Raw genomic sequence first — 25248 nt, forward strand, 5'->3', positions numbered from 1 at the left:
CTGCCGAAGGCTGCGATCTTTTGATGTTGGTTTTAAGATCAAAAGATCGCAGCCTTCGGCAGCTCCTACAGGGAATCGATCTGCATGAAAAAGCCCGGGGCCATCACTGGCACCGGGCTTTTTTGCATCTGCCGACAGCTTACTCGGCGAGCACCTGACCCACGGTCGGGTCCTTGAACAGACGCGTCAGCGCATCACTCAACACATCGCTCACCAGCTTGGTGTTGGTTTCCTGGTTCGGCGCCATGCCGAAACGCTGGTCCAGCGACGCACCGTAACGGCCGCTGTAACGGCGGTTGGCGTTCTGCACGTCGGAGCGGAAGGTCGCGCCGATGGTCGCTTCAGTCACATACATGCCTTCTTTTGGCGACTGATATTTCAGCTCGGCCAGGGTCACGGTCAGCTGCGGCGCATTCGGCGCGTTGTTGGTCGGGGTGAAGCCCAACAGACGCACGGCGGCTTCAGCCTGAGCCTGCAACTTCGGCAGGATCTGCTCGCGCTGCACGGTGATGGCGCTGGTTTCCGGGTACAGGCCGCCACGGGTGCCGAGGGTTGGCGACGGACGACCGTCAACCACACGCACGACAACGGGCTGGCCACGGCCGACCGCAGGCAACTGCGTGGTCAGCTTCGGCTCCGGATTCAGTTGTTGCGGGCTGTGGGCGCAGCCGGCCAGGGTCAAACCGGCCACAGTGATCAAACCGAACAACAGGCGTTGCAACATGCTCTTCTCTCCAGAATCAGGCACAAACAGGCCGGCAGTATAGCGGTGGGCCACTGCGGGTCACCAGCACCCGACAGCGAATACTGCAATGTCTGACAAACCCTGCCGAACGCGGTTCCTGTCACAGATTGTTCACCTGTCATACACGTTGACGTCACGGCCCTTTGCCAACCTCCAAACCAGTCCTCCAACAAGGTACTCGACCATGCGTTATCTGATCTCGTTGTTCGCCCCTCGTCCGCTGCACCGCAGCTTCGCCCTGCTCGACCGCAACGGCCATTGCCAGGCATTCAAGCAGTGCAGCCTGCAACCGATGGGCGACGGTTGGGTGGAAATCGAGGAAATTCGCCTCAACTGGTTGCACCAGCCACTGCCCGCCAGCGCCCGCGTCATGGTGTCGCAGCCCCGCGCACGGGTGCAGGCGATGTTGAGCATCTGACCGGATGCCTAATAAAAGTCATTAAACACGAGCAACTGCCCGCATTTCTTCGATACAATCTCCCCCCGATTATAAGGACGTCTCCTGATCGGGCCCCGCAACAGCGTCAATGCACATGCATCGACATCAAAAATCGCCCACAGAGAGCCGCCCACACAGATCGAGTGAAGTTGGCGCGCTTGCCTGTTCTTCCGGCAAAAACCCCGCTTTTCGCGAATCTGCAGAGCTGTCATGACGCTCGGCCGCCGCGTTGTTTTTGCCCTCGGGCATGGTGCCAAGCCCGGACAGCCCTTTTTTGAGGTTCACGTCTTCAAAAGAGCGTGAAAAAAACGGGTTTTCACAACTTCACAAGAGTGTGGCGAGCAAATGAAAAGTTTTGCGTCTGAACATGCACCATTAGCGTCTGAAACAGCCCAACGACACAGGACCGGGTATACCTCGAATATCGGAGCCTGAAGCCTGTCCGCTACGGATTTGGTTGCACAAAAACGGATGTCTCGACCATAAGTCGAATTGCCAGCCACGTGCTGAAATGAGTTCATGGAGCTCTTGAAGCCTGGCCGCACGCATCCGTCGAAGTTGCGAAAAATTGCGAAGATTCGGACATGGCGACCTGACCACGGATAGCTGGGGCATAACTGATCTGTCCCGGAACGCCTGGCAGCCATGCCGACAATTTGGTGCTGCAGATTTTGGAGACGCGTTAAATGGCGCATAACGAAGCAGTCGACGTAGTACTGGTTGGGGCCGGCATCATGAGTGCCACCCTTGCCGTACTGCTCAAAGAGCTCGACCCCGCGATCAAGCTGGAAGTCGTCGAGCTGATGGATTCCGGTGCTGCGGAGAGTTCCAACCCGTGGAACAACGCCGGTACCGGTCACGCCGGCCTGTGCGAGCTGAACTACACGCCGCAAGCCGCTGATGGCACCGTCGACATCAAGAAAGCCGTGCACATCAACACCCAGTTCGAGGTGTCGAAGCAGTTCTGGTCGTACCTGACCAAGCAAGGCACCTTCGGCTCGTGCAAATCCTTCATCAGCCCGGTACCGCACCTGAGTTTCGTCCAGGGCGACAAAGGTGTGTCGTTCCTCAAGGAACGCTTTGACGTGTTGAGCAAGCACCACGCTTTCTCCGACATGGAATACACCGAAGACAAGGCCAAAATGGCCGAGTGGATGCCGCTGATGATGCCGGGCCGCTCGCCGGACGAAGTCCTCGCTGCGACCCGCGTGATGAACGGCACCGACGTCAACTTCGGCGCGCTGACCAATCAGTTGCTCAAGCACCTGACCAGCGCTCCCGACACTCAGGTCAAATACTGCAAGCGCGTGACTGGCCTCAAGCGTAACGGCAGCGGCTGGACCGTCAGCATCAAGGACGTCAACAACGGCAACACCCGTGAAGTCGACGCCAAGTTCGTCTTCCTCGGTGCAGGTGGCGCGGCGCTGCCGTTGCTGCAGGCGTCGGGCATCGAAGAAAGCAAAGGCTTCGGCGGCTTCCCGATCAGCGGCCAGTGGCTACGTTGCGACAACCCGGAAGTGGTCAAACACCACCAGGCCAAGGTTTACAGCCAAGCCGCCGTGGGTTCGCCACCGATGTCGGTGCCGCATCTGGACACCCGCGTGGTCGACGGCAAGAAATCCCTGCTGTTCGGGCCATACGCCGGTTTCACCACCAAGTTCCTCAAGCACGGTTCCTTCATGGACCTGCCGCTGTCGGTTCGCGCCGGCAACATCGGGCCGATGCTGGCCGTGGCGAAAAACAACATGGACCTGACCAAGTACCTGGTCAGCGAAGTGATGCAGTCGATGGAGCAGCGTCTGGATTCCCTGCGCCGTTTCTACCCTGAAGCAAAAGCCAAAGACTGGCGCCTGGAAGTGGCCGGCCAACGGGTGCAGATCATCAAGAAAGACCCGAAAAAGGGCGGCATCCTGCAGTTCGGTACCGAACTGGTGTCGGCCAAGGACGGTTCCCTCGCCGCCCTGCTCGGTGCTTCGCCGGGTGCCTCGGTGACCGTTTCGATCATGCTGGAACTGATCGAGAAGTGCTTCCCGGCCAAGGCCAAGGGTGAGTGGGCTGGCAAACTGGCCGAGATCTTCCCGGCCCGTGAAAAGGTGCTGGAGACCGATGCTGCGCTGTATCGCAAGATCAACACGCAGAACAACATCGCGCTGGAACTGGTTGAAGAAAGCAGCGAGACACCAAGCTACGCTTGATCACGCCGCATAAAAAACGCCCCGGACTCAGAGAGTGCGGGGCGTTTTTTTACGCGTGAACATTGGCAAGACTTCTGTGGCGAGGGGATTTATCCCCGCTGGGCCGAAGCGGCCCCAAAACCTGCTGATAAGGTGTGTCAGGCAAACCGCACTCACTGATTTTGCGACTGCTGCGCAGCCGAACGGGGATAAATCCCCTCGCCACAGTTATTGGGGATACCTCACGTGCGGGACTTTTCGATCAGTTCGATGTATTCCGGCGCGTTGCGCTGATCGGCGATCAGGTCAACAAAGGTCTTGCCCTGCTCGTCCTTGCCATCGACGTCGTAGCCAGCTGCAACGAAGAAGCCCAGGAAGCGCTCGAAGTCATCGATGCGCAAGCCACGGTAAGCCTTGATCAGTTTGTGCAGCGACGGCGAAGTGGCGTCGACCGGCTCAAAATCGAGGAACAGCTTGATCTGCTCATCGCCGATCTCGTCACCAATCACTTGTTTCTTATCTTTACGCATTGCCGACTCCAGCTCGCAGACATTACACGGGGCGGGCAGTTTACCCCTGCCCTGCCGCCGGGCTCAACGCGAACGCGTGCTGCCGGTGTGCAAATCGGCCCAGATATGGCCATTGGCGTAACTGAGGAACTGCACATACACGGTGTCATTGCGCAGCAAATCGATGATCACCCGGTATTGGGCCTGTGGATAAAACAACGTCAGGGTTTTGCTCTTGTCGTCGTAGATCGGCTTTTTCAGGCTTTTGCTTTCGCCATCGAAATTGACCAATACCTGGGTGATGGTCGCGCCCTTGTTCAGGGACTTGCCCTTGAGGCGGATCAGCAGCGGCGAGGTGACCGGGATCGGTTGCTGATTGGACTGGCGTTGCGCGCCCACCACAACGGAATAGTCGGTGACCTGCATGAGTTGCTGCTGCTCGGGCTCGGCATCGCGTACGGTCAGATCGTCCGGCGGCAGGAATTGGCTGTGCATCGGCGCGGCGGACAGCGGCAGGCTGAGGGCCAGCAACAGGGCGGCGAGGCTGCGGATCAAGAGGCGCATGACAGGCTCCAGGGGGCGGGGCCGAGCACTCTAGCATGGGATTAAAAGCAAAAGATCGCAGCGTTCCGCAGCTCCTACATTGAACCTGTAGGAGCTGCCGAAGGCTGCGATCTTTTGATCTTGCTTACATGCCTTTAACGGCAAAAATCCCGTTGGCGTTGCGCCAGTAGCCTTTGTAGTCCATGCCGTAACCGAAGATGTAGCGGTCGATGCACGGCAGGCCGACGAAATCGGCTTTCAGGTCAGGACGCGCCTTGCGGTCGTGATCCTTGTCGATCAGCACGGCGGTGTGCACTTTGCGCGCGCCGGCGTGTTTGCAGAAGTCGATGATCGCGCCCAGGGTGTGACCTTCGTCGAGGATGTCGTCGATGATCAGCACGTCGCGGTCGATGAACGAGACTTCCGGCTTGGCTTTCCAGAACAGGTCGCCGCCGCTGGTTTCGTTGCGATAACGGGTCGCGTGCAGGTAGGACGCTTCCAGCGGGAATTGCAGATGCGTCAGCAGTTTGCCGGAGAAGATCAGGCCGCCGTTCATCACGCAGAACACCACCGGGTTGCTGTCAGCCAGTTGTTCGTTGATTTGTGCACCGACACGGGCGATGGCCGCCTCGACTTCAGCTTCGGTGTACAGGCAGTCAGCCTCTCGCATGATTTGACGGATATGCTCGAGATCAGCGGACATGGCGCTCTCCAGGGGGGAATGTGGGGGGGTATGGCTGCGAAAAGCGGGCAAAGGTACGCATCTCGGGGGGCCGAATCAAGCCTTTATGGACTAACGTACAGAATGTCCTATAGGACATCACCCTCGGATAGATTAATCTAGGCCGGTTTTTTTGCCCGCCGCCGGAGTTTTTCCATGCCCATCCTCGAGATCCGCCATCCGCTGATCCGTCATAAACTCGGCCTGATGCGCCGCGCCGATATCAGCACCAAGAACTTCCGTGAGCTTGCTCAGGAAGTCGGCGCCCTGTTGACCTATGAAGCTACAAAAGATTTGCCGCTGGAGTCCTACGATATTGCAGGCTGGTGCGGCACCGTGTCGGTCGAGAAGATCGCCGGCAAGAAGATCACCGTCGTGCCGATCCTGCGTGCCGGCATCGGCATGCTTGAAGGCGTGCTGAGCCTGATCCCGGGTGCCAAGGTTTCCGCTGTGGGTGTCGCCCGTAACGAAGAAACCCTGCAAGCGCACACCTATCTGGAAAAACTGGTTCCGGAAATCGACGAACGGTTGGCGATGATCATCGACCCGATGCTCGCCACCGGCAGCTCGATGGTTGCGACCATCGACCTGTTGAAAAAGGCTGGCTGCAAAGACATCCGCGCGATGGTGCTGGTTGCCGCGCCGGAAGGCATTGCCGCAGTAGAAAAAGCTCACCCGGACGTGACCATCTACACCGCGTCCATCGATGAGCGCTTGAACGAGCACGGTTACATCATCCCTGGACTTGGCGACGCCGGTGACAAGATCTTCGGCACCAAGCAGAAGGACGCGTAACCATGCAGCAAGAGTTCAACGATCCGCTCTGGCGCACGGTGCTGTCCGGCGCCCAGATGCTGTTCGTGGCTTTCGGCGCCCTGGTGCTGATGCCGCTGATCACGGGCCTGGACCCGAACGTGGCACTGTTTACCGCAGGTCTTGGGACGATTCTGTTCCAGATCGTCACCGGGCGTCAGGTGCCGGTGTTTCTGGCGTCGAGCTTCGCTTTCATCACTCCGATCATTCTCGCCAAGGGCCAGTTCGGCCTCGCCGCGACCATGGGCGGCGTGATGGCGGCCGGTTTCGTCTACACCTTCCTGGGCCTGGCCGTGAAGATCAAAGGCACCGGCTTCATTGACCGTTTGCTGCCGCCGGTAGTGATTGGCCCGGTGATCATCTCTATCGGCCTGGCCATGGCGCCGATTGCCGCGAACATGGCGATGGGCAAGGCTGGCGACGGTTCGGAACTGATCCACTACCAGACCGCAATGCTGATCTCGATGCCGGCGCTGCTGACCACGTTGATCGTGGCGGTGTTCGGTAAAGGCATCTTTCGTCTGGTGCCGATCATCTCCGGTGTGCTGGTCGGTTTTGCCATGTCGTTCTATTTCGGCGTGGTCGACACCGCGAAGATTGCCGCTGCGCCCTGGTTTGCGATTCCGCACTTCACCGCGCCGGAGTTTAACTGGCAGGCGATCCTGTTCATCGTTCCGGTGGCATTGGCCCCGGCCATTGAGCACATCGGCGGCGTGATTGCCGTGGGTAGCGTGACCGGTCGTGATTACCTGAAGAAGCCGGGCCTGCACCGCACCCTGCTCGGTGACGGCATTGCCACCACCGCAGCTGGCCTGTTCGGCGGCCCGCCAAACACCACCTACGCCGAAGTGACTGGCGCAGTGATGCTGACCAAAAACTACAATCCGAAAATCATGACCTGGGCGGCGGTTTTCGCCATCACCCTGGCGTTCATCGGCAAGTTCGGTGCCCTGCTGCAAAGCATTCCGGTGCCGGTGATGGGCGGTATTCTGTGCCTGCTGTTCGGCTCGATCGCGGCGGTGGGTATGAACACCCTGATCCGTCACAAGATCGATTTGGGCGAAGCACGCAATCTGGTGATTGTCTCGGTGACGCTGGTGTTCGGCATTGGCGGTGTGCTGGTCGGCACCGGGACTGGCCCGGACGACTTCGGCCTCAAAGGCATCGCGCTGTGCGCGGTGGTGGCGATTGCGCTGAACCTGATCCTGCCGGGCAATGACGGCTGGAAGAACAAGAAGGCGGATGAGCCGCTGATCTAAACCTTTAGATCTGATCGTTCCCACGCTCTGCGTGGGAATGCAGCCCGTGACGCTCCGCGTCACTGGACGCAGAGCGTCCCAAGAGGCATTCCCACGCGGAGCGTGGGAACGATCATCACAATGCCAGCGGCGCTCGCTCGCAGAGGGTTGCCAACGCCTTCGCCCATTGCCGGTCGTCATTCAGACACGGCACCAGCACCAACTCCTCGCCCCCCGCTTCGCGGAACTGCTCCTTGCCGCGATCACCAATTTCTTCCAGCGTTTCGATGCAGTCGGCAACAAACGCCGGGCACATCACCAGCAACTTCTTCACGCCGCTTTTACCCAGTTCATCCAGCCGCGCTTCGGTGTACGGTTCGATCCACTTCGCCCGCCCCAGACGCGACTGAAACGACACCGACCATTTACCATCCGGCAGGCCCATGCGCTCGGCAAACAATGCCGCCGTGCGCAGGCATTGCGCGCGATAACAGGTCGCCATGACCGCCGGCGAGGCGTTCTTGCAGCAGTCGTCATTCTTGAAGCAATGATTGCCGGTCGGATCAAGCTTGGTCAGATGCCGCTCAGGCAAACCGTGAAAACTCAGCAACAGGTGATCGTAATTCTGCTGCAAATGCGGCTTGGCGCTTTCCACCAGCGCATCCAGATATTCCGGCTGATCGTAGAACGGCTGCAGCACCGACAATTTCACCTCGAGCTTCTTCTCGCGGATCACTCGCTTGGCTTCTTCGATCACCGTGGTCGTGGTGCTGTCGGCGAACTGTGGATAAAGCGGCGCCAGCGTGATGCGCTTGTGCCCCGCCGCGACCAGTTTCAGCAGGCAGGTTTCAATCGACGGTTCGCCGTAACGCATCGCCAGTTCTACCGGGCCTTGAGTCCACTGCGCCTTCATCTGCTGTTGCAGACGACGGCTGAGCACCACCAGCGGCGAGCCCTCCTCCCACCAGATCGACGCATAGGCGTGGGCCGACTGCTCCGGGCGTTTGATCAGGATCAGCGACACCAGCAGACGCCGCACCGGCCAGGGCAGGTCGATCACGTATGGGTCCATCAGGAACTGATTGAGGTAGCTGCGCACGTCGGCCACAGAGGTTGAGGCCGGGGAACCCAGGTTGACCAGAAGCAAAGCGTGATCGGTCATGCAACGTCCTATTTCAGAGGCGGCTGGAGAGATCATCCAGGGCCGCGCGTAAATCCGTGAACTGGAAAGTGAAACCCGCTTCCAGCAAGCGTGCCGGCGTAGCCTTCTGGCCGCCGAGCAACAACAAAGACATCTCGCCGAGGCCGACTTTCAGTGCCAGCGTCGGCATCGGCATGAACGCCGGGCGGTGCAGCACGCTGCCCAGCGTCTTGGCAAATTCGCGATTGCGCACAGGTTTTGGCGCGCACGCATTATAAGGACCACTGGCCTCATCGCGATGCAGAAGAAAATCAATCAGGGCGATTTGGTCGTTGATATGAATCCACGGCATCCATTGCCGGCCATTGCCCAAAGGCCCACCCAGACCCAGCTTGAACGGCAGCAATAACCGCGACAAAAAGCCGCCCTCGGCCGACAACACCAAGCCGGTTCGCACCAGCACCACACGGATGCCCTGCGCTTCGGCACGTTGCGCGGTTTCTTCCCAGGCGATGCACAACTGACTGGCGAAATCGTCGATCACCGGCGGCGATTCTTCCGTCAGTTCGCGTTCACCGCCATCGCCGTACCAGCCGATCGCCGAACCGGAAATCAGCAACGCCGGTTTCTGTGATCGGGTTTCCAGCCATGCCAGCAAGGATTCCGTCAGGGTGATGCGGCTGCTCCACAGCAACGCCTTGCGGCGATGGGTCCAGGGCCGATCGGCAATCGGTGCGCCAGCAAGGTTGATGATCGCGTCCAGCGGTTCTTCGCCAATGTCTTCGAGACGCGCAATGCCACGCACCTGCGCACCGCAGATCTTCGCAACCTTCTCCGGTTTGCGACTCCACACCGTCAAGCGATGGCCCTGCCCCAACCAGTGCCGGCAGAGCTGACGTCCGATCAAACCAGTACCGCCGGTCAGCAATATGTGCATGACATCTTCCTCGCGTGGCGTTTAACCCGGATCACTAGTCTATTTTTAAAAGCAGGGATCTTTTCTATCGGGCAGGCTCTATTGTTTAACCATAGGCCAAGCTGTCAGAACGAGAACGCTAGAAGTTATACCAGAAAACAAAATTGTACAGGTTTCAATCACGGCGTAGTCTGTACAGAAAGGTAAACGAGGCCCCTATGACTGTACCTATCGCAATCATCGGCACCGGCATCGCCGGGCTCTCCGCCGCCCAGGCTCTGACAGAGGCCGGGCATACCGTGCAACTGTTCGATAAAAGCCGTGGCAGCGGCGGGCGCATGTCGAGCAAACGCAGCGACGCCGGCTCGCTGGACCTGGGCGCGCAATACTTCACCGCCCGCGACCGCCGCTTCGTCACCGAGGTACAGCGTTGGCAAAGCCAGGGCTGGGTCGCCGAGTGGACGCCGCAGCTCTATACCTATCAGGGCGGGCAACTGAACCTGTCGCCGGACGAGCAGACCCGTTGGGTCGGCGCGCCGCGCATGAGCGCCATCACCCGTGGCTTGCTTGACGGTCTGGAAGTGCATTTCGCCTGCCGCATCACTGAGGTTTTCCGGGGTGAACAGCACTGGCATTTGCAAGATGCCGAAGGCTTCACCCACGGCCCTTTCAGCCATGTGGTGATCGCCACGCCAGCGCCACAGGCCACTGCTTTGTTGGCCGCCGCGCCGAAACTCGCCGGCGCCGCTGCCGGAGTAAAAATGGACCCGACCTGGGCCGTCGCCCTCGCCTTCGATACGCCACTGGATACACCGATTGAGGGCTGCTTTGTACAGGACAGCCCACTGGACTGGCTGGCGCGCAACCGCAGCAAACCGGGGCGCGACAACACCCTCGACACTTGGGTACTGCATGCGACCAGCGCGTGGAGCCGGCAACACATTGACCTGTCCAAGGAAGCGGTGATCGAGCAACTGCACGGCGCGTTCGCTGAACTGCTGCACAGCGCGATGCCGGCACCGAGCTTCAGCCTCGCCCATCGCTGGCTCTATGCCCGCCCGGCGACGGGTCATGAATGGGGCACGCTGGCCGATGCCGATCTGGGCTTGTACGCCTGCGGCGACTGGTGCCTGTCGGGGCGTGTGGAGGGTGCATGGCTAAGTGGTCAGGAGGCTGCGCGTCGCCTGCACGAACACCTGCAATGAACCGCATCAACCCGCGCAAATTGCTGCTGTCGAAATGGACAGCAGCCCACCCGCAGAACCGTGAAAAACACTTTCTGGTGACTGAACTGTTCCGCGATGAGGAAGGCACGGTGCTGGAAATCGAGTTGCAGGCGGTGCTGACCAAACGCGTTGAACGCCTCGATTGGCAAGCGCTACAAAACAGCACTCACTGGAAAATCGGTTGGCTCATGTAGGAGCTGCCGAAGGCTGCGATCTTTTGATCTTGTGGTTGTAAAAGCAAAATCAAAAGATCGCAGCCTTCGGCAGCTCTTACAGAAAGTTGTACAAACAATTTGACTTGTACACCTTTGAATCTATGCTAAGCCAATGTTGTACAGAGATTGATCTCTGTACAGGTTTAGATTCGAGGTGCTTATGCTCGCCCTTCCCGCCGCCAAACCGAAAATCGCCATCAGCGCCTGCCTGATGGGTGCCGAGGTGCGCTACAACGGCGGACACAAGGAATCACGCCTGTGCAGCCGCACCCTCATTGAATATTTCGATTTCACCCCGGTCTGCCCGGAAGTCGCCATCGGCCTCGGCATTCCCCGCGAGCCGATCCGCCTCGTCGGTGATCCCGACAATCCTGAAGCCATCGGCACAGTGAATCCGGCGATCAACGTCACCCAGCCACTGGCGGCGTACGGCGAGCAAATGGCCGCCGAACTCGAGAGCATCTGCGGTTACATCTTCATGCAGCAATCGCCGTCCTGCGGGCTGGAACGGGTCAAGGTCTACCACGCCAACGGCGCGCCGGTTAATGGCGGCGGACGTGGCATCTACGCCCAGGCCTTCTGCGCACAACACCCGGATTTGCCGGTGGAAGAAGCCGGACGCCTCAACGATCCGGTGCTGCGGGAAAACTTCATCACCCGCGTCTTCGCCTACAGCGCCTGGCAGCAAGTCCTCGCCGACGGCCTCAGCCGTCGCGCCCTCACTGAATTCCACTCACGCTACAAATACCAGCTGATGGCCCACAACCCGCTGCAATACAAAGCACTGGGCAAACTGCTGGGCAACATGGCGCACAGCGATCCGGCCGAACTCGGCCCGCGTTATTTCAGCGAGCTGATGGCGGCGCTGAAAAAATGCGCCACGCGCGGCACTCACTGCAATGTGCTGCTGCACATCAGCGGTTACCTGAAACAGGTGATCAGCGCCGAAGACAAACAGGAAATGGTCCACGTCATCGGCCAGTACCGCCTCGGCATCGTGCCGCTGGTGGTGCCGTTGACGCTGCTCAAACATCACTTTCGCCAACACCCCGATCCGTACATCGCGCAACAGGTTTACCTGCAGCCGCACCCGGAAAACCTCAGCCTGCGAAATGCCATCTGATGAACGACAAACCCGATTCCAGCGCCCAGGAAGACCTCGGCGCCGACTTCAAGAAAGCCCTCGACGAAGGCTGGCTGCCGATCCGCGAAGTTGCGCGACAGACCGGCGTCAACGCGATCACCCTGCGCGCGTGGGAGCGACGTTATGGATTGGTCATCCCGCAACGCACACCCAAGGGACATCGGCTGTATTCGGCCGAACATGTGCAACGGATTCTGACCATCCTGACCTGGCTCAACCGTGGCGTCGCGGTCAGTCAGGTCAAGCCGCTGCTCGACACCCCGCAAGCCTTCACGCCCACCGAGGAGAACGATTGGCACCCGCTGCGCCAGACGTTGCTGGCGGCGGTCATCCAGCTCAACGAACGCAACCTCGACGACAGCGTCAATCAAGCGATGGCGCTCTACCCGCCGCGCACCTTGTGCGAGCAGTTGCTGCTGCCGCTGCTGGCCGACCTCGAACAGCGTTGGCAGGGCCAATTTGGTGCACAGATGGAGCGCGTGTTCTTTTTTTCCTGGTTACGCAGCAAATTCGGCGCGCGCATCTACCATAACAATCGTCAGTTACACGCCGCGCCCTTGCTGTTGATCAACCATTCCGACCTGTCACTGGAACCTCACCTGTGGCTATGCGCGTGGCTGATCAGCAGCGCCGATTGCCCGGTGCAAGTCTTCGACTGGCCGTTACCGGCCGGCGAATTGGCGCTGGCGGTCGAACACCTGCAGGCTCGTGGCGTACTGCTGTATTCCAGCAAAGCCATGAACCTGGCGCAGCTCCCCAAGCTACTGAACGGAGTCAGTTGTCCAAAAATGATTGTCGGACCAACGGTGTGCATCCACCACGCCGAGTTGTCCGTAAAAACTTCCGAGATCACTGATGTGTACCTGGCTGAAGATCCGCTCTCGGCGCACCAGGCACTCGTTCAGTGTGGGCTGATTTAATGATGGATTTAATCTCATGCAATTGATCTGGCTGCGCAGCGACTTGCGCCAACACGACAACACCGCCCTCGCGGCCGCCGCAGCCCGCGGCCCGACCGTGGCCGTGTACTTGTTGAGCCCGCAGCAATGGCTGGATCACGACGATGCCGCATGCAAGGTCGACTTCTGGCTGCGCAATCTCAAAGAACTGAGCCAAAGCCTCGACGCGCTGAACATTCCCTTGTTGATTCGCACCGCCACTCATTGGGATCACGCCCCGGCGGAACTGCTCAAACTGTGCCGCGAACTGCAGGTCGAAGCGGTTCACGTCAATGAAGAATACGGCGTGCACGAAAGCCGTCGCGATGCTGCAGTGGCTGAAATCCTGCGGGCCGAGGGCATCGAATTTCACAGTTACCTCGATCAGTTGCTGTTCAAACCTGGCACCGTGCTGACCAAGACCGACACTTACTTCAAGGTCTTCAGCCAGTTCAGAAAGGTCTGTTACGAACGCCTGCACCGCTCGATGCCGGCGCTGGTCAAGGCGCCGGGCAAGCAGGCGAAACTCAAGATCGACAGCGACCCGATACCTGATTCGGTCAAAGGCTTCGCCACCCCGAGCGAATCCCTCCAAGCGCTTTGGCCGGCGGGTGAAAAAGAAGCGCGGCGCCGCCTCGACACCTTCGCTGACGCGCAAATCGATTACTACAAAAGCGAACGCGACTTCCCGGCCAAACCCGGCACAAGTCAACTCTCCGCCTATCTGGCGGCGGGCGTGATCTCGCCACGCCAATGCCTGCACACCGCGCTGCAAAGCAATCAGGGCGAGTTCGAAAGCGGCAAGGTCGGCGCCGTCACCTGGATCAACGAGCTGCTGTGGCGCGAGTTCTACAAACACATTCTGGTTGGTTATCCACGAGTCTCGCGCCACCGCGCCTTCCGCCCGGAAACCGAGGCGCTGGCCTGGCGTGATGCGCCAGAGGAGCTTGCCGCCTGGCAAGAAGCGCGCACCGGCCTGCCGATCATCGACGCGGCGATGCGCCAATTGCTCGAAACCGGCTGGATGCACAACCGTCTGCGCATGGTCGTGGCAATGTTCCTGACCAAAAACCTGTTGATCGACTGGCGCGAAGGCGAACGCTTTTTCATGCGCCATCTGATCGACGGCGACCTGGCGGCGAACAACGGTGGCTGGCAATGGAGTTCATCGACCGGCACCGACTCCGCGCCGTACTTCCGGATTTTCAACCCGCTGAGCCAGTCGGAGAAATTCGACAGCGAAGGCCTGTTCATCAAGCACTGGTTACCGGAACTGGCCGGGCTGAACAAAAAGCAAATCCACAACCCGGCGAGCCTCGGCGGGCTGTTTGGCGTCGCCGATTATCCGTCGCCCATCGTCAACCTCAGCGCCTCACGCGAGCGCGCACTGGCCGCCTTCAAGAGCCTGCCATCGCGCACGGTAATGGAGGGCGATGATGAGTGAGTTCCTGCGCCGCTTCGCCCAACAATTCTGCGAGTTGAACAAAGACAACCTGCACCGCCTGGGCGAGCTGTACAGCGATGACATTCATTTCACCGACCCATTGCACGAAGTGCAGGGACTGAAGCAACTGCACAATTATTTCAGCGAGCTGTACGCCAATGTCAGCGAGTTGCGTTTTGATTTTCATGGCTTCGATCAGATCGGCGACGGCGAAGGTTATCTGCGCTGGGTCATGAGTTATCGCCACCCGCGTCTGGCGGGTGGCCAGGTGATTCGCGTCAGCGGCTGCTCGCACCTGCTCTGGCGCGACAAGGTTTATCGCCACCGGGACTATTTCGATGCCGGGGCGCTGTTGTATGAGCATTTACCCGTATTGGGCCGGGTGATCACCTGGCTAAAAAGGAGAATGGGATGAGTCGTACACCTCCACGGCGTTATTGGTTGACCGGGGCCAGCAGTGGCATCGGCGCGGCGCTGGCTGAAGAAATTCTCAAAACCGGGGCGCACCTGGCAGTGAGTTCTCGCCAAACCGCCCCGCTCAAGGTCTTGTCGCAGCGCTATCCCGGCCAGGTGCTGGTGGTGCCGGGGGATTTGACCAACAGCCAGACCGTGCGCGAAATCGGTGAACAGATCGCCGAGATCTGGGGCTCGCTGGACTCGGTGATTCTCAATGCCGGCACCTGTGAATATGTCGACGCCAAGCAATTCGATGCCTCGATCATCGAGCACGTGGTGCGCACCAACCTGCTCGCCAGCAGCTACTGTATCGAAGCCGCCCTGCCCTTGTTGCGCAAAGGCACCGCGCCGCACCTGATCGGCGTTGCCAGTTCGGTGACCTACCTGCCGCTGCCGCGAGCCGAAGCCTATGGCGCATCGAAAGCCGGGCTGCGTTACCTGTTCGAATCGCTGCGCATAGATCTGGCGGATGAAGGCATTGAAGTCACCGTGGTCAGCCCCGGTTTCGTCGAAACGCCGCTGACCGCCAAGAATGATTTTCCGATGCCGCTCAGTTGGCCTGTGGATAAAGCCGCGCGGCATATCTTCACCAAACTCAAGGACCGTCCGCTGGAAATCGCCTTTCCGGCCTTGTTCATGGCCGCGCTGTGGCCGTTGTCGAAACTCCCCGCCAGGCTGCAACTGGCGATCGGCAAGCGCATGGTGCGCAAGTCGCCGCCGCTGCGGGATCCGGCATGAAAATCGCCATCGTCGGCAGCGGGATAGCCGGGCTCACCTGCGCCTACCTGCTCAATCGTCGACATGACGTGCACGTGTTCGAGGCCAGCGACTGGGTCGGTGGCCACACGCACACGGTGGAGGTGACGGTCGACGCCCAGCAGTACGCGGTGGACACCGGGTTCATCGTGTTCAACGACTGGACCTACCCGAATTTCATCCGTTTGCTCGGCCAACTCGGCGTGGCGTTCAAACCGACTGAAATGAGTTTCTCGGTGAGCGATCCGGACACCGGCCTGGAATACAACGGCAACAACCTCAACAGCCTGTTCGCCCAGCGCAGCAATCTGTTGTCGCCGGGGTTCTGGGGCATGTTGCGCGATATTCTGCGCTTCAACAAAGAAGCTCAGCGCGACCTCGCCGAACTGCGCATCGCCAGCGACATGACCCTCGACGACTACCTGAAAGCAGGCAACTACGGCGAGCGTTTTATCCTGCATTACATCGTGCCGATGGGCGCGGCGATCTGGTCGATGCCGATGGCCGAGATGCTCAAATTCCCGCTGCAGTTTTTCGTGCGCTTCTTCAAGAATCACGGACTGTTGTCGGTCAGTGATCGTCCGCAATGGCAGGTCATCGAAGGCGGTTCCAGCGCCTACGTGGCGCCGCTGAGCGCTTCGTTCAAAGACAAGATCCGCCTCAGTTGCCCGGTGACGCGCGTCGATCGCGATGAACACGGCGTGGTTATCCACAGCCCGGCCGGGATCGAGCATTTCGACAAAGTGGTGTTCGCCTGCCACAGCGATCAGGCGCTGCAATTGCTCGCCAGCCCCAGCGATGCCGAACGCGAAATCCTCGGCGCCCTGCCCTACGCCGATAACGAAGTGGTGCTGCACACCGACACACGCCTGCTGCCGACACGCAAACTGGCGTGGGCCAGCTGGAATTATCGCCTCGGTGGCCCCGGCCATACTCACGCCGCAGTCACTTACGACATGAACATTCTGCAAGGCATTCAGAGCGATACCACGTTCTGCGTCAGCCTCAATCAGAGTGCCGGCATCAGCCCGTTCAAAGTGCTCGCCAAATACACCTACGCCCACCCGCAATACAGCCTCGCGGCGGTGGCGGCACAGCATCGCTGGACGGAACTGGACGGTGCGCAACACACGCATTATTGCGGCGCCTATTGGGCCAACGGTTTCCATGAAGACGGCGTGGTCAGCGCCTTGCGCGTGGCCTCGGCGTTCGGGGAAACCCTATGAACAGCGCCCTGTACAGCGGCTGGATCGGCCATCGGCGCTTTTCGCCGCGCCAGCATGCATTCCGCTACCAGATCGGCTTGCTCTATCTCGACCTGAGCGAGCAGGACGCGGTGCTGGCGTTATCGCCGCTGGCGGGGCGCAGTCGCTTTGCGCCATTTTCTTTTCGCGAGACCGATTACCTGAAGACCTTTACCGGACGCGGCATACGCTTGATCGATGCCGTGCGCCAACAGGTCGCTGCGGCCATCGGCCACGAACCACAAGGCTCAGTCTGCCTGCTGACCCAGGCGCGCAGTTGGGGCTTGTCGTTCAATCCGGTGAGTTTTTTCTATTGCCACGAAGCCGACGGGCAACTGGCGGCAATTGTCTGTGAAGTCACCAACACGCCATGGCGCGAGCGTTATCACTACGTGTTGCCGGCGCGCGCACCGGTCAGCCGGCAAGATCTGCATCAACATTTTGCGGTGGCCAAGGCGTTTCACGTGTCACCGTTTTTGCCGCGTGATCTCGAATACCGCATGAGTTTCAGCCCCGCCGCACAAACCCTCGGCGTGCACATGGCCGACTGGCAGGGCGAGGACAAACTGTTCGACGCGACGCTCAATCTGCAACGCGAAAGCCTCGACCGTCACAGCTTGCATCGTTACTTGCGGCGCTTCCCGTGGATGACCGCGAAAACCGCTCTAGCGATTTACTGGCAAGCGCTGCGGCTGCTGCTCAAACGCGTACCGATCTTTGCTCATCAGGCTGCCGACGGCAGCTTTCAAACCGCCACTGTGCCTCCCAAGGAGCACCGCCATGAAATCCTCTAGCCTGTCGGTCAGTCGGCTCAGCACCAACGGTTTGACCGGTTCGCTGCTGCGCCGTGGCGTATTACGCCAATTGGGACAGCTCAAACACGGGCAACTACTGGTGGTCGAGGATGGCGAACGCATGATGTACGGCACGCCGGGCAGTGCGTTGCTCGGGGAGATCCATGTCCTGGATTCGGCCGTCTGGGGCATGGTCGCCAGCAATGGCTCGATCGGCGCGGGCGAGGCGTTTATTCACGGTTACTGGAGTTCGCCGGACCTGACGGCGGTGGTGCGCGTGTTCGTCAGCAACCTCGACGTGCTCGATGCAATGGAGGGTGGCCTGGCCCGTCTCAGCCGGCCGTTGGTGCAAGGCCTGCACTGGCTCAACCGCAACACGCGCAAGGGTTCGCAGAAGAACATCGCCGCGCACTACGACCTTGGCAACGATCTGTTCGAGCAATTTCTCGACCCGACCATGATGTATTCGGCGGCGCAGTTCCTCTCCCCCGAAGACACCCTGGAACAGGCGCAGTTGAACAAGCTGGAGCGCATCTGCCAGAAACTCGCGCTCAAGCCCAGCGACCATTTGCTGGAGATCGGCACGGGCTGGGGCAGCATGGCGCTTTACGCCGCGCAGAATTACGGTTGCCGCGTGACCACCACGACACTGTCGAAAGAGCAGTACGCCTTCACCGCCCAGCGTATCGAACAACTGGGTTTGCAGGATCAAGTGACGCTGCTGCTGGAGGACTACCGCGACCTCACCGGCGAGTACGACAAACTGGTGTCGATCGAAATGATCGAAGCGGTCGGCCATCGCTTCCTGCCGACCTACTTCAAACAGTGCGCGCACCTGCTCAAGAGCAACGGTTTGATGCTGATCCAGGCGATCACCATCCGCGAGCAGCGCTACGAACAGGCCAAACGCGGCGTCGATTTCATTCAACGCTACATCTTCCCCGGCGGCGCCCTGCCCTGTGTGCAGAAGATGCTCGAAGTGGTCAGCCGCGACACCGACATGAACCTGCTGCACATGGAAGATTTTGGCCTGCATTACGCCAAGACCCTGCGCCTGTGGCACGAGAACTTTCGCCGTGCCCATGGTCGTTTGACCGAGTTGGGTTACGACGATTATTTCCTGCGGTTGTGGGAATTTTACCTGTGCTACTGCGAAGGAGGATTTCTCGAACGCACCATCGGCACCGCGCAATTGCTGCTGGCCAAACCCGCCGCGATGACCGCGCCGCTGCTTGGCCGCTTCGATGCTTGAGCGTGTCGCCAATGCCGTGCTGTTCCAGATCGGCTGGTTGACCTGCGTGGTCGGCGGCAACAGTCTGTGGTTGTTGCTGGCGCTGGCGGTGCTGGTGGTGCATTTGAGCTGGATTAGCAGTTGGGCGGCTGAAGGGCGTTTGATTCTTTGCGTAGTGATTGTCGGCACGGCGGTGGATAGCGTTTTGCGTGCGGTGGGGGTGTTTGAGTTTCAGGATCAATCGCCACTGATTCCGTTGTGGTTGATGCTGTTGTGGGCGTTGCTCGCAACCACGTTGCGTCATTGTCTGCAATGGAGTGGCCGGCCCTGGTGGCTGGCAAGTGGGTTGGGCGCGGTCGGTGGCGCGTTGTCGTATTACGGCGGAGGACGACTGGCCGGGGTGCAATTCCCCTACGGCGAATTATCGACGCTGATTGGCATCGGCCTGCTCTGGGCACTGTTGTTTCCGCTTTTGCACACCATGGCGCGGCGGTTGGCTGGCTGAGCGTCTGTCAGACCATTCACACGCACCGCAGCGACTGCCTTACACTGCCGCCATGAAGACCATTCCCCACCAGCAAATCACCGAGCCTGCCGTCACCTGCTCAACCTGCGCGGCGTGCTGCTGCCAGCTCGAAGTGATGCTGATCACCGACACCGGCGTGCCTGATCGCTTTATCGATACCGATGAGTGGGGCGGCGAAGTGATGTTGCGTCTGGACGACGGCTGGTGCGCGGCGCTGGATCGCGACACGATGATGTGCACGATTTACGAAAAACGCCCGCTGATCTGCCGTGAATTCGAAATGGGCGCGCCCGAGTGCATCGAAGAACGCCAAGGCATCACCACCGCGTATCGCTGATCCCAAAAACAAAAGATCGCAGCCTTCGGCAGCTCCTACATGGGAATGAGTTTCACCTGTAGGAGCTGCCGAAGGCTGCGATCTTTTGATCTTGCTTACAACGGCATTGTGTAGTGCAGCGCGTAGCTTTCTACGCCGTCGTTACTGCTGGCCAGGCCGGCGTTGGAATAGTGCGTGGCACGGATCCCGACTTCATGCCCGCCATTGAAACGCAGACCAAAACCGAGACGGTCTTCGAACTGGAAGGAGCCGCCAATGTTGTTGGATTCGTACTTGGTGTTGGAGAACGCGGCAACGCCGATTCCCGCTTCGATATACGGTTTGACCGACTGGCCGGCAAACTCGTAAACAAACACTGGCGAGAACGACAGGCTGTTGTTGCTGGAGGTCTTGTCGCCTTCCCAATAGGTATAGGCGCCGCTCCAGTAACCGGTCAGGCGACCGACGTCACTCTGTAGCCAGCTCTTGTCCCAATCGAAATTCATCCCCAGGCGGTAGGTCATGGTTGAGTCGCTGGTGGCCCCAACGGCGAATTCAACGCCTGCAGCTTGTGCGGTAATGCTTTGCCCCATCAGTGCGGCCGCAATCGCGGCCAAGCAGAATAGTCGCTTCACTTTGAAACTTCCTTTTCCGGAACGATCGTTTGGTTTTTAAGGTAATTCAACGCTATAGAAATCTGCGCTTCAACAGAAGTTCAGCCTATTTCCATGTTTGTTTCACATTATTTTTACAAATCGAACGGTTGCACGCTGCCAGACGAATGCCACAGCACATGCAGGACTTTTCTGAAATGACCCGGATCGGCGCTGGTCCAGAACTTCGCTGCTTGACTTGGCCCCTCAGCGAGTAGCTCGCGTTCAGCCAGCAAGCGCTGCAGTTGCCGCGCCACGGCGGCGCCGGTGTCGATCAAACTGATGTCCGCAGGGATCATCGACTTGAGCATCGGCTTGAGAAAGGGATAGTGGGTGCAGCCGAGAATGATCGTGTCGCAACCGCTGGCCAACAGCGGATCGACATAACGTTGCAGCAGCGTGCGCAACGCAGCGCTGTGCAGATCACCGCTTTCAATCAGCTCGACCAGCCCGGGGCAAGGTTGGGTGATCACGCGCACATCGGTGGCGAAGCGATCGAGCAACGCGGCAAACTTGGCGCTCTGCAACGTGCCGGTGGTGGCGAGTACGCCGACCACACCGCTGCGGGTCGCGGCAGCCGCCGGTTTGACCGCAGGCTCCATGCCGACCAGCGGCCAATCGGGAAAATCACGCCGCAGATCGGCGACACCGGCAACGGTCGCGGTATTGCAGGCCAACACCAACGCCTTGGCGCCCTGCTCGCGGAAAAAACCGGCCATCACGCTGCAGCGCTGGCGAATGAATTCCGGGGTTTTCTCACCGTAGGGAATGTGCCCGCAATCGGCGACATAGAGCAGCGACTCATTGGGCAGCAAGCGCTGGATTTCTGCCAGTACCGACAAGCCGCCGACCCCGGAATCGAACACGCCGATCGGCGCTTCACGCATGGCGCGAGCCACAGACGCTGCAACCCGGATCACGCTTGACGCGCAGCTCACGGAAACGCGAGCCCAGTGCATCGATCAGCAACAGACGGCCTACCAGCGGTTCGCCGAAACCGACCAGCACCTTCAACGCTTCCAACGCCTGAAGGCTGCCGACCAGACCCACCAGAGGCCCGACCACACCTGCTTCGCTGCAGGTCAATTCGGCTTCGCTGCCGTGGCCGTACAAGCAGTGATAACACGGGCTTTCATCGCGACGCGGGTCGAACACCGACAGTTGCCCTTCCAGGCGAATCGCCGCACCGCTAACCAGCGGTTTGCGCGCAGCTACACACGCAGCGTTGACGGCCTCACGGGTGGAAAAATTATCCGAGCAGTCGAGCACCAGATCCACCGCTGCCACGGCGGCGGCGAGGGAATCCTCGTCCAGTGCCTGACGATGGGCGATCAGTTGAATCTCGGGATTGATCGCGCCCAGACGCTTGAGCGCCGAGTCGACCTTGCTCATGCCGACGCTGTCGGTGTCGTGAATGATCTGCCGTTGCAGGTTGGTCAGATCGACCGTGTCGAAATCCGCCAGATGCAATTCACCGACACCGGCCGCCGCCAGGTACAAGGCTACCGGCGCGCCGAGACCACCGAGGCCGACGATCAGCACGCGACTGTCCTTGAGCTTCAACTGGCCATCGATGTCGATGTGTTGCAGCAGAATCTGCCGGCTGTAGCGCAGCAATTCCTGATCATTCAGCACGGCAGGCGTCCCAGACTGATGCGTTGATGGCCGCCCAGATCGGTGCGGCTGTGGACTTCTTCAAAGCCGCGCGTCAGCAACAGATCACGCACGGCTTCGGCTTGATCATAGCCATGTTCGAGCATCAGCCAGCCATCGGCCTGCAGATACTCCGGGGCCTGAGCGACGATCAAGCGCAGATCATCGAGGCCGTCTTCACCGGCGACCAAGGCGCTGGCCGGTTCGAAGCGCACATCGCCTTCGACCAGATGCGGATCGGCGGCGGCAATGTACGGCGGGTTGCTGATGATCAACTGAAACCGCTGACCTTCCAACGCGCTGAACCAATGGCTGCTGAGTACCGTGGCGTTGTTCAAATGCAGGCGCTGGCGATTGCGTTCGGCGAGGGCCACGGCTTCGAGTACGCGATCCACCGCCGTGACTTTCCACGCCGGACGCTCGCTGGCCAAGGCCAAGGCGATTGCGCCACTGCCGGTACCGAGATCGAGCACTGTGGCCGGGGTCGCGGGGAGCAATTCCAGCGCCGCTTCCACCAGCAATTCAGTGTCCGGGCGCGGGATCAGCGTGTGCGGCGCGACTTCCAGATCGAGTTTCCAGAAACCCTGCTGACCGAGAATGTAGGCCACCGGCTCACCGCCACGGCGACGTTGCAGGTATTCGGCAAAGGTCAGCGCCGCGTCACTCGGCACGATGCGCTCGGGCCAGGTGTGCAGAAAGCTGCGCGACTTGCCCAGTGCGGCGGCCAGGAGCAATTCGGCGTCCAGACGCGCAGTGGGCGAGTCCGGCAGTTCGGCGGCGCGCAACAGGCTGGCAATGATGGTCATTTATTCACCTATCGCGGCGAGTTGGTCAGCCTGGTATTCGGCCAGTAACGGCTCGATCACCGCTTCAACGCCACCGGCGAGAATTTCATCGAGGGAATACAGGGTCAGGTTGACGCGATGATCGGTGACCCGGCCCTGAGCAAAGTTGTAGGTGCGGATGCGCTCGGAACGGTCGCCGGAACCGACCAGCAACTTACGCTCGCTGGCGATGGCATTCGCCGCCGCTGCGGTTTGCTGATCATTGAGTTTCGCCGACAGCCAGGCCATCGCCCGGGCGCGGTTCTTGTGCTGGGAACGCTCTTCCTGACACTCGACAACGGTGCCGGTCGGGATGTGCGTGATGCGGATCGCCGAGTCGGTGGTGTTGACGTGCTGACCACCGGCACCGGAGGAACGGAACGTGTCGACGCGCAAATCCGCCGGGTTGATCTCGATGGCCTCGCGCTCGTCGGGCTCGGGCAATACCGCCACGGTGCAGGCCGAGGTGTGGATACGGCCCTGGGATTCGGTGGCGGGGACACGCTGTACGCGGTGCGCGCCGGATTCGAATTTCAGCTTGCCGTAAACGTTGTCGCCTTCGATGCGCGCGATGACTTCTTTATAGCCACCGTGTTCGCCTTCGTTTTCCGAGAGGATCTCCACGCGCCAGCCGCGACGCTCGGCGTAACGCGAGTACATGCGGAACAGGTCGCCGGAGAAGATCGCCGCCTCGTCGCCACCGGTGCCGGCGCGAATTTCGAGGAAGACGTTGCGGCCATCGTTGGGATCCTTCGGCAGCAACATACGCTGCAGGTCGGCTTCCAGGGTGATCAGCGATTCTTTGGCTTCGCGGACTTCTTCCACGGCCATTTCACGCATGTCCGGGTCATTGTCCTTGAGCAGCGCCTGCGCGCTTTCCAGATCGCTTTGTACGCTGAGTAGCTTTTTATAGCCTTGTACGACCGGCTCGATTTCGGCGTATTCCTTGGAATAGGCGCGGAATTTGCTCTGATCGGCAATGACTTCACCGTCGCCGAGCAGCGCGGTCAGTTCCTCGAAACGGTCCTGGAGGATGTCCAGCTTATTGTGCAGTGACGCTTTCATTGCGGTTTTTTATCCGAAAAGCTATCCGGTGAGCCCTCAAGGGCAAAGAGTTCCTGGGCCATGGCCAGCGCATCGAGGCGGCCTTCGGCAGAAAGCTTTTTCAGTTGCACGCTGGGCGCATGCAACAGTTTATTGGTCAGGCCACGGGCCAGTTGCCCGAGCACGTCTTCGGCGTTGCCGCCATTGGCCAGCAGGCGCAGGGCTTTTTGCAACTCTTCGTCGCGCAGGCGTTCGCTCTGTTGACGATAGGCCTTGAGCACATCGACCGCCGCCAGCTCGCGCAGGCGCACCATGAAATCATCGGCGCCTACCGACACCATCTCTTCAGCGGCTTGCGCTGCGCCCTGACGGCTCTTGAGATTTTCGGCGACCACTTCGTGCAGATCGTCGACGCTGTAGAGGTAAACGTCGTCCAACTCGCCGACTTCTGGCTCGATATCACGGGGAACGGCGATGTCGACCATGAAGATCGGCTTGTGCTTGCGCAGCTTCAGTGCACTTTCTACCGCGCCCTTACCGAGAATCGGCAACTGACTGGCAGTCGAACTGATCACGATATCGCTGCGCACCAGTTCTGCCGGGATGTCCGACAGCAACACCGCGTGAGCACCGAATTGTTCGGCGAGCAGACTGGCGCGCTCCAGCGTGCGGTTGGCGACGACGATGCGCTTCACACCCAGCTCATGCAAATGGCGGGCGACCAGCGTGATGGTCTCGCCAGCGCCAATCAACAACGCCTGGCTGCGTTGCAAATCACTGAAAATCTGTTTGGCCAGGCTGACCGCAGCAAATGCCACGGACACCGGGTTTTCACCGATCGCCGTGTCGGTGCGCACTTGTTTGGCGGCATTGAACGTCGCCTGAAACAGTCGCCCCAGCAGCGGACCGATGGTGCCGGCCTCGCGGGCCACGGCGTAGGCCGACTTCATCTGGCCGAGAATCTGCGGCTCGCCCAACACCAGCGAGTCGAGCCCGGAGGCGACGCGCATCATGTGACGAACTGCCGCATCATCTTCATGCACATAAGCACTCGCGCGCAGCTCATCGAGGCTTAAATGGTGGTAATCGGCCAGCCAGCGCAGCACGATATCCGCCGACAGCTGATCCTGTTCTATATAAAGCTCACTGCGATTGCAGGTCGAAAGGATCGCAGCTTCGCGGCTGTCGGTCAGTCGGCAGAGCTGCTGCAAGGCTTCCACCAGCTGCTCAGGCGTAAAGGCCACGCGCTCGCGGACGTCTACTGAAGCAGTCTTGTGGTTGATACCGAGTGCAAGGAAGGCCATTCAAAGTCGCTGATGGTGACGTGAAGCCGGCAATTGTCCTACTTCGCCAGATTCAGAACAACTATTGGATATCTATCGCCCTTATTGTATCCACCTTATGCTGCGATCCATTCTCGTTCATGTACACACCACCGTGTAGGAGCTGCCGAAGGCTGCGATCTTTTGATTGATCGTTCCCCCGCTCGGCGTGGGAATGCAGCCCGGGACGCTCCGCGTCTCAATCAACGTCAAAAGATCGCAG

General features: G+C 59.9%; 29 protein-coding genes. 16 read left to right on the plus strand and 13 right to left on the minus strand.

Annotated features, from left to right (window positions below; genetic code table 11):
- Positions 1–139 precede the first annotated feature (139 nt).
- Positions 140–724, minus strand: coding sequence for a YajG family lipoprotein (locus PMI37_RS24535; protein ID WP_008086137.1), 585 nt, complete (start codon positions 722–724; stop codon positions 140–142).
- Positions 725–929: 205 nt separating this feature from the next.
- On the opposite strand from PMI37_RS24535, the gene PMI37_RS24540 reads away from it, so the two are divergent.
- The gene (locus PMI37_RS24540) at positions 930–1163 is read left to right on the plus strand and encodes a hypothetical protein (protein ID WP_008086138.1); all 234 of its coding nucleotides are present in this window, start codon (positions 930–932) and stop codon (positions 1161–1163) included.
- Between the two features lie 126 nt (positions 1164–1289).
- On the opposite strand, the gene PMI37_RS31925 is transcribed toward PMI37_RS24540, so the two are convergent.
- On the minus strand, positions 1290–1469 hold the full coding sequence (locus PMI37_RS31925) for a hypothetical protein (protein ID WP_157173115.1): 180 nt from the start codon (positions 1467–1469) through the stop codon (positions 1290–1292).
- Positions 1470–1870: 401 nt separating this feature from the next.
- Here PMI37_RS31925 and mqo point away from each other — a divergent pair, with 401 nt between their 5' ends.
- Entirely contained in the window at positions 1871–3379 is a 1509-nt protein-coding gene (gene mqo, locus PMI37_RS24545; RefSeq protein ID WP_008086139.1) for a malate dehydrogenase (quinone), read from the plus strand.
- Between the two features lie 221 nt (positions 3380–3600).
- Here the strand turns inward: mqo and PMI37_RS24550 are convergent, their stop codons facing one another.
- From PMI37_RS24550 to PMI37_RS24560, 3 genes are all read right to left on the minus strand, one after another.
- Positions 3601–3888 (minus strand): PA4642 family protein, encoded by a 288-nt coding sequence (locus tag PMI37_RS24550; protein WP_008086140.1) that lies wholly within the window; start codon positions 3886–3888, stop codon positions 3601–3603.
- A gap of 63 nt (positions 3889–3951) precedes the next feature.
- Positions 3952–4431, minus strand: a complete 480-nt coding sequence (locus PMI37_RS24555; RefSeq protein ID WP_008086141.1) for a hypothetical protein — start codon at positions 4429–4431, stop codon at positions 3952–3954.
- A gap of 124 nt (positions 4432–4555) precedes the next feature.
- Positions 4556–5113, minus strand: coding sequence for a hypoxanthine-guanine phosphoribosyltransferase (locus PMI37_RS24560; protein ID WP_008086142.1), 558 nt, complete (start codon positions 5111–5113; stop codon positions 4556–4558).
- Between the two features lie 174 nt (positions 5114–5287).
- Here PMI37_RS24560 and upp point away from each other — a divergent pair, with 174 nt between their 5' ends.
- Both upp and PMI37_RS24570 read left to right on the plus strand, forming a co-directional pair.
- Positions 5288–5926, plus strand: coding sequence for a uracil phosphoribosyltransferase (upp, locus tag PMI37_RS24565; protein ID WP_007912842.1), 639 nt, complete (start codon positions 5288–5290; stop codon positions 5924–5926).
- 2 nt (positions 5927–5928) lie between these two features.
- The gene (locus tag PMI37_RS24570; RefSeq protein ID WP_008086144.1) at positions 5929–7203 is read left to right on the plus strand and encodes a uracil-xanthine permease family protein; all 1275 of its coding nucleotides are present in this window, start codon (positions 5929–5931) and stop codon (positions 7201–7203) included.
- 115 nt (positions 7204–7318) lie between these two features.
- Here the strand turns inward: PMI37_RS24570 and hemH are convergent, their stop codons facing one another.
- Complete coding sequence (gene hemH / locus PMI37_RS24575) at positions 7319–8344, minus strand: ferrochelatase (protein WP_008086146.1); 1026 nt, start codon at positions 8342–8344, stop codon at positions 7319–7321.
- 13 nt (positions 8345–8357) lie between these two features.
- Positions 8358–9260 carry a TIGR01777 family oxidoreductase gene (locus tag PMI37_RS24580; protein WP_008086148.1) on the minus strand — a complete coding sequence of 301 codons (903 nt, stop codon included), beginning with the start codon at positions 9258–9260 and terminating at the stop codon, positions 8358–8360.
- A 197-nt stretch (positions 9261–9457) separates the two neighbouring features.
- Here PMI37_RS24580 and PMI37_RS24585 point away from each other — a divergent pair, with 197 nt between their 5' ends.
- The 12 genes from PMI37_RS24585 to PMI37_RS24640 all read left to right on the plus strand — a co-directional run bounded on the left by PMI37_RS24585 (position 9458) and on the right by PMI37_RS24640 (position 19550).
- A complete protein-coding gene (locus tag PMI37_RS24585; protein WP_008086150.1) occupies positions 9458–10444 on the plus strand; it encodes an NAD(P)/FAD-dependent oxidoreductase in 987 nt (328 codons plus the stop codon).
- A complete protein-coding gene (locus PMI37_RS24590) occupies positions 10441–10659 on the plus strand; it encodes a TIGR02450 family Trp-rich protein (protein ID WP_008086152.1) in 219 nt (72 codons plus the stop codon). The genes PMI37_RS24585 and PMI37_RS24590 overlap by 4 nt, the downstream gene beginning before the upstream one ends.
- 181 nt (positions 10660–10840) lie before the next feature.
- Positions 10841–11803, plus strand: a complete 963-nt coding sequence (locus tag PMI37_RS24595) for a YbgA family protein (RefSeq protein WP_008086154.1) — start codon at positions 10841–10843, stop codon at positions 11801–11803.
- Positions 11803–12744 carry a MerR family transcriptional regulator gene (locus tag PMI37_RS24600; RefSeq protein ID WP_008086156.1) on the plus strand — a complete coding sequence of 314 codons (942 nt, stop codon included), beginning with the start codon at positions 11803–11805 and terminating at the stop codon, positions 12742–12744. Before PMI37_RS24595 ends, PMI37_RS24600 begins: the two co-directional genes overlap by 1 nt.
- Before the next feature lie 16 nt (positions 12745–12760).
- Positions 12761–14206 (plus strand): deoxyribodipyrimidine photo-lyase, encoded by a 1446-nt coding sequence (gene phrB / locus PMI37_RS24605; protein WP_008086157.1) that lies wholly within the window; start codon positions 12761–12763, stop codon positions 14204–14206.
- Positions 14199–14621, plus strand: coding sequence for a nuclear transport factor 2 family protein (locus PMI37_RS24610; RefSeq protein WP_008086159.1), 423 nt, complete (start codon positions 14199–14201; stop codon positions 14619–14621). Before phrB ends, PMI37_RS24610 begins: the two co-directional genes overlap by 8 nt.
- Positions 14618–15400, plus strand: coding sequence for an SDR family NAD(P)-dependent oxidoreductase (locus tag PMI37_RS24615; protein ID WP_008086161.1), 783 nt, complete (start codon positions 14618–14620; stop codon positions 15398–15400). The genes PMI37_RS24610 and PMI37_RS24615 overlap by 4 nt, the downstream gene beginning before the upstream one ends.
- On the plus strand, positions 15397–16644 hold the full coding sequence (locus PMI37_RS24620) for an NAD(P)/FAD-dependent oxidoreductase (protein WP_008086162.1): 1248 nt from the start codon (positions 15397–15399) through the stop codon (positions 16642–16644). Before PMI37_RS24615 ends, PMI37_RS24620 begins: the two co-directional genes overlap by 4 nt.
- A complete protein-coding gene (locus PMI37_RS24625) occupies positions 16641–17456 on the plus strand; it encodes a DUF1365 domain-containing protein (RefSeq protein WP_008086164.1) in 816 nt (271 codons plus the stop codon). Before PMI37_RS24620 ends, PMI37_RS24625 begins: the two co-directional genes overlap by 4 nt.
- On the plus strand, positions 17443–18708 hold the full coding sequence (locus PMI37_RS24630) for an SAM-dependent methyltransferase (protein WP_008086166.1): 1266 nt from the start codon (positions 17443–17445) through the stop codon (positions 18706–18708). The genes PMI37_RS24625 and PMI37_RS24630 overlap by 14 nt, the downstream gene beginning before the upstream one ends.
- Complete coding sequence (locus PMI37_RS24635; RefSeq protein ID WP_008086168.1) at positions 18701–19192, plus strand: DUF2878 domain-containing protein; 492 nt, start codon at positions 18701–18703, stop codon at positions 19190–19192. Before PMI37_RS24630 ends, PMI37_RS24635 begins: the two co-directional genes overlap by 8 nt.
- Before the next feature lie 52 nt (positions 19193–19244).
- Positions 19245–19550 (plus strand): YkgJ family cysteine cluster protein, encoded by a 306-nt coding sequence (locus tag PMI37_RS24640; protein WP_008086170.1) that lies wholly within the window; start codon positions 19245–19247, stop codon positions 19548–19550.
- A gap of 95 nt (positions 19551–19645) precedes the next feature.
- Here PMI37_RS24640 and PMI37_RS24645 read toward each other — a convergent pair whose 3' ends face one another.
- From PMI37_RS24645 to hemA, 6 genes are all read right to left on the minus strand, one after another.
- Entirely contained in the window at positions 19646–20164 is a 519-nt protein-coding gene (locus tag PMI37_RS24645; protein ID WP_008086172.1) for an acyloxyacyl hydrolase, read from the minus strand.
- A gap of 113 nt (positions 20165–20277) precedes the next feature.
- Entirely contained in the window at positions 20278–21069 is a 792-nt protein-coding gene (murI, locus tag PMI37_RS24650) for a glutamate racemase (protein ID WP_008086174.1), read from the minus strand.
- Entirely contained in the window at positions 21062–21817 is a 756-nt protein-coding gene (locus PMI37_RS24655; protein WP_008086176.1) for a molybdopterin-synthase adenylyltransferase MoeB, read from the minus strand. Before PMI37_RS24655 ends, murI begins: the two co-directional genes overlap by 8 nt.
- Positions 21811–22641 carry a peptide chain release factor N(5)-glutamine methyltransferase gene (gene prmC / locus PMI37_RS24660; protein WP_008086177.1) on the minus strand — a complete coding sequence of 277 codons (831 nt, stop codon included), beginning with the start codon at positions 22639–22641 and terminating at the stop codon, positions 21811–21813. Before prmC ends, PMI37_RS24655 begins: the two co-directional genes overlap by 7 nt.
- Complete coding sequence (gene prfA / locus PMI37_RS24665) at positions 22642–23724, minus strand: peptide chain release factor 1 (RefSeq protein WP_008086180.1); 1083 nt, start codon at positions 23722–23724, stop codon at positions 22642–22644.
- Positions 23721–25007, minus strand: a complete 1287-nt coding sequence (gene hemA, locus PMI37_RS24670) for a glutamyl-tRNA reductase (protein ID WP_007951716.1) — start codon at positions 25005–25007, stop codon at positions 23721–23723. Before hemA ends, prfA begins: the two co-directional genes overlap by 4 nt.
- Positions 25008–25248 lie beyond the last annotated feature (241 nt).

This window comes from Pseudomonas sp. GM80 (genome assembly GCF_000282515.1).
Classification (GTDB): domain Bacteria; phylum Pseudomonadota; class Gammaproteobacteria; order Pseudomonadales; family Pseudomonadaceae; genus Aquipseudomonas.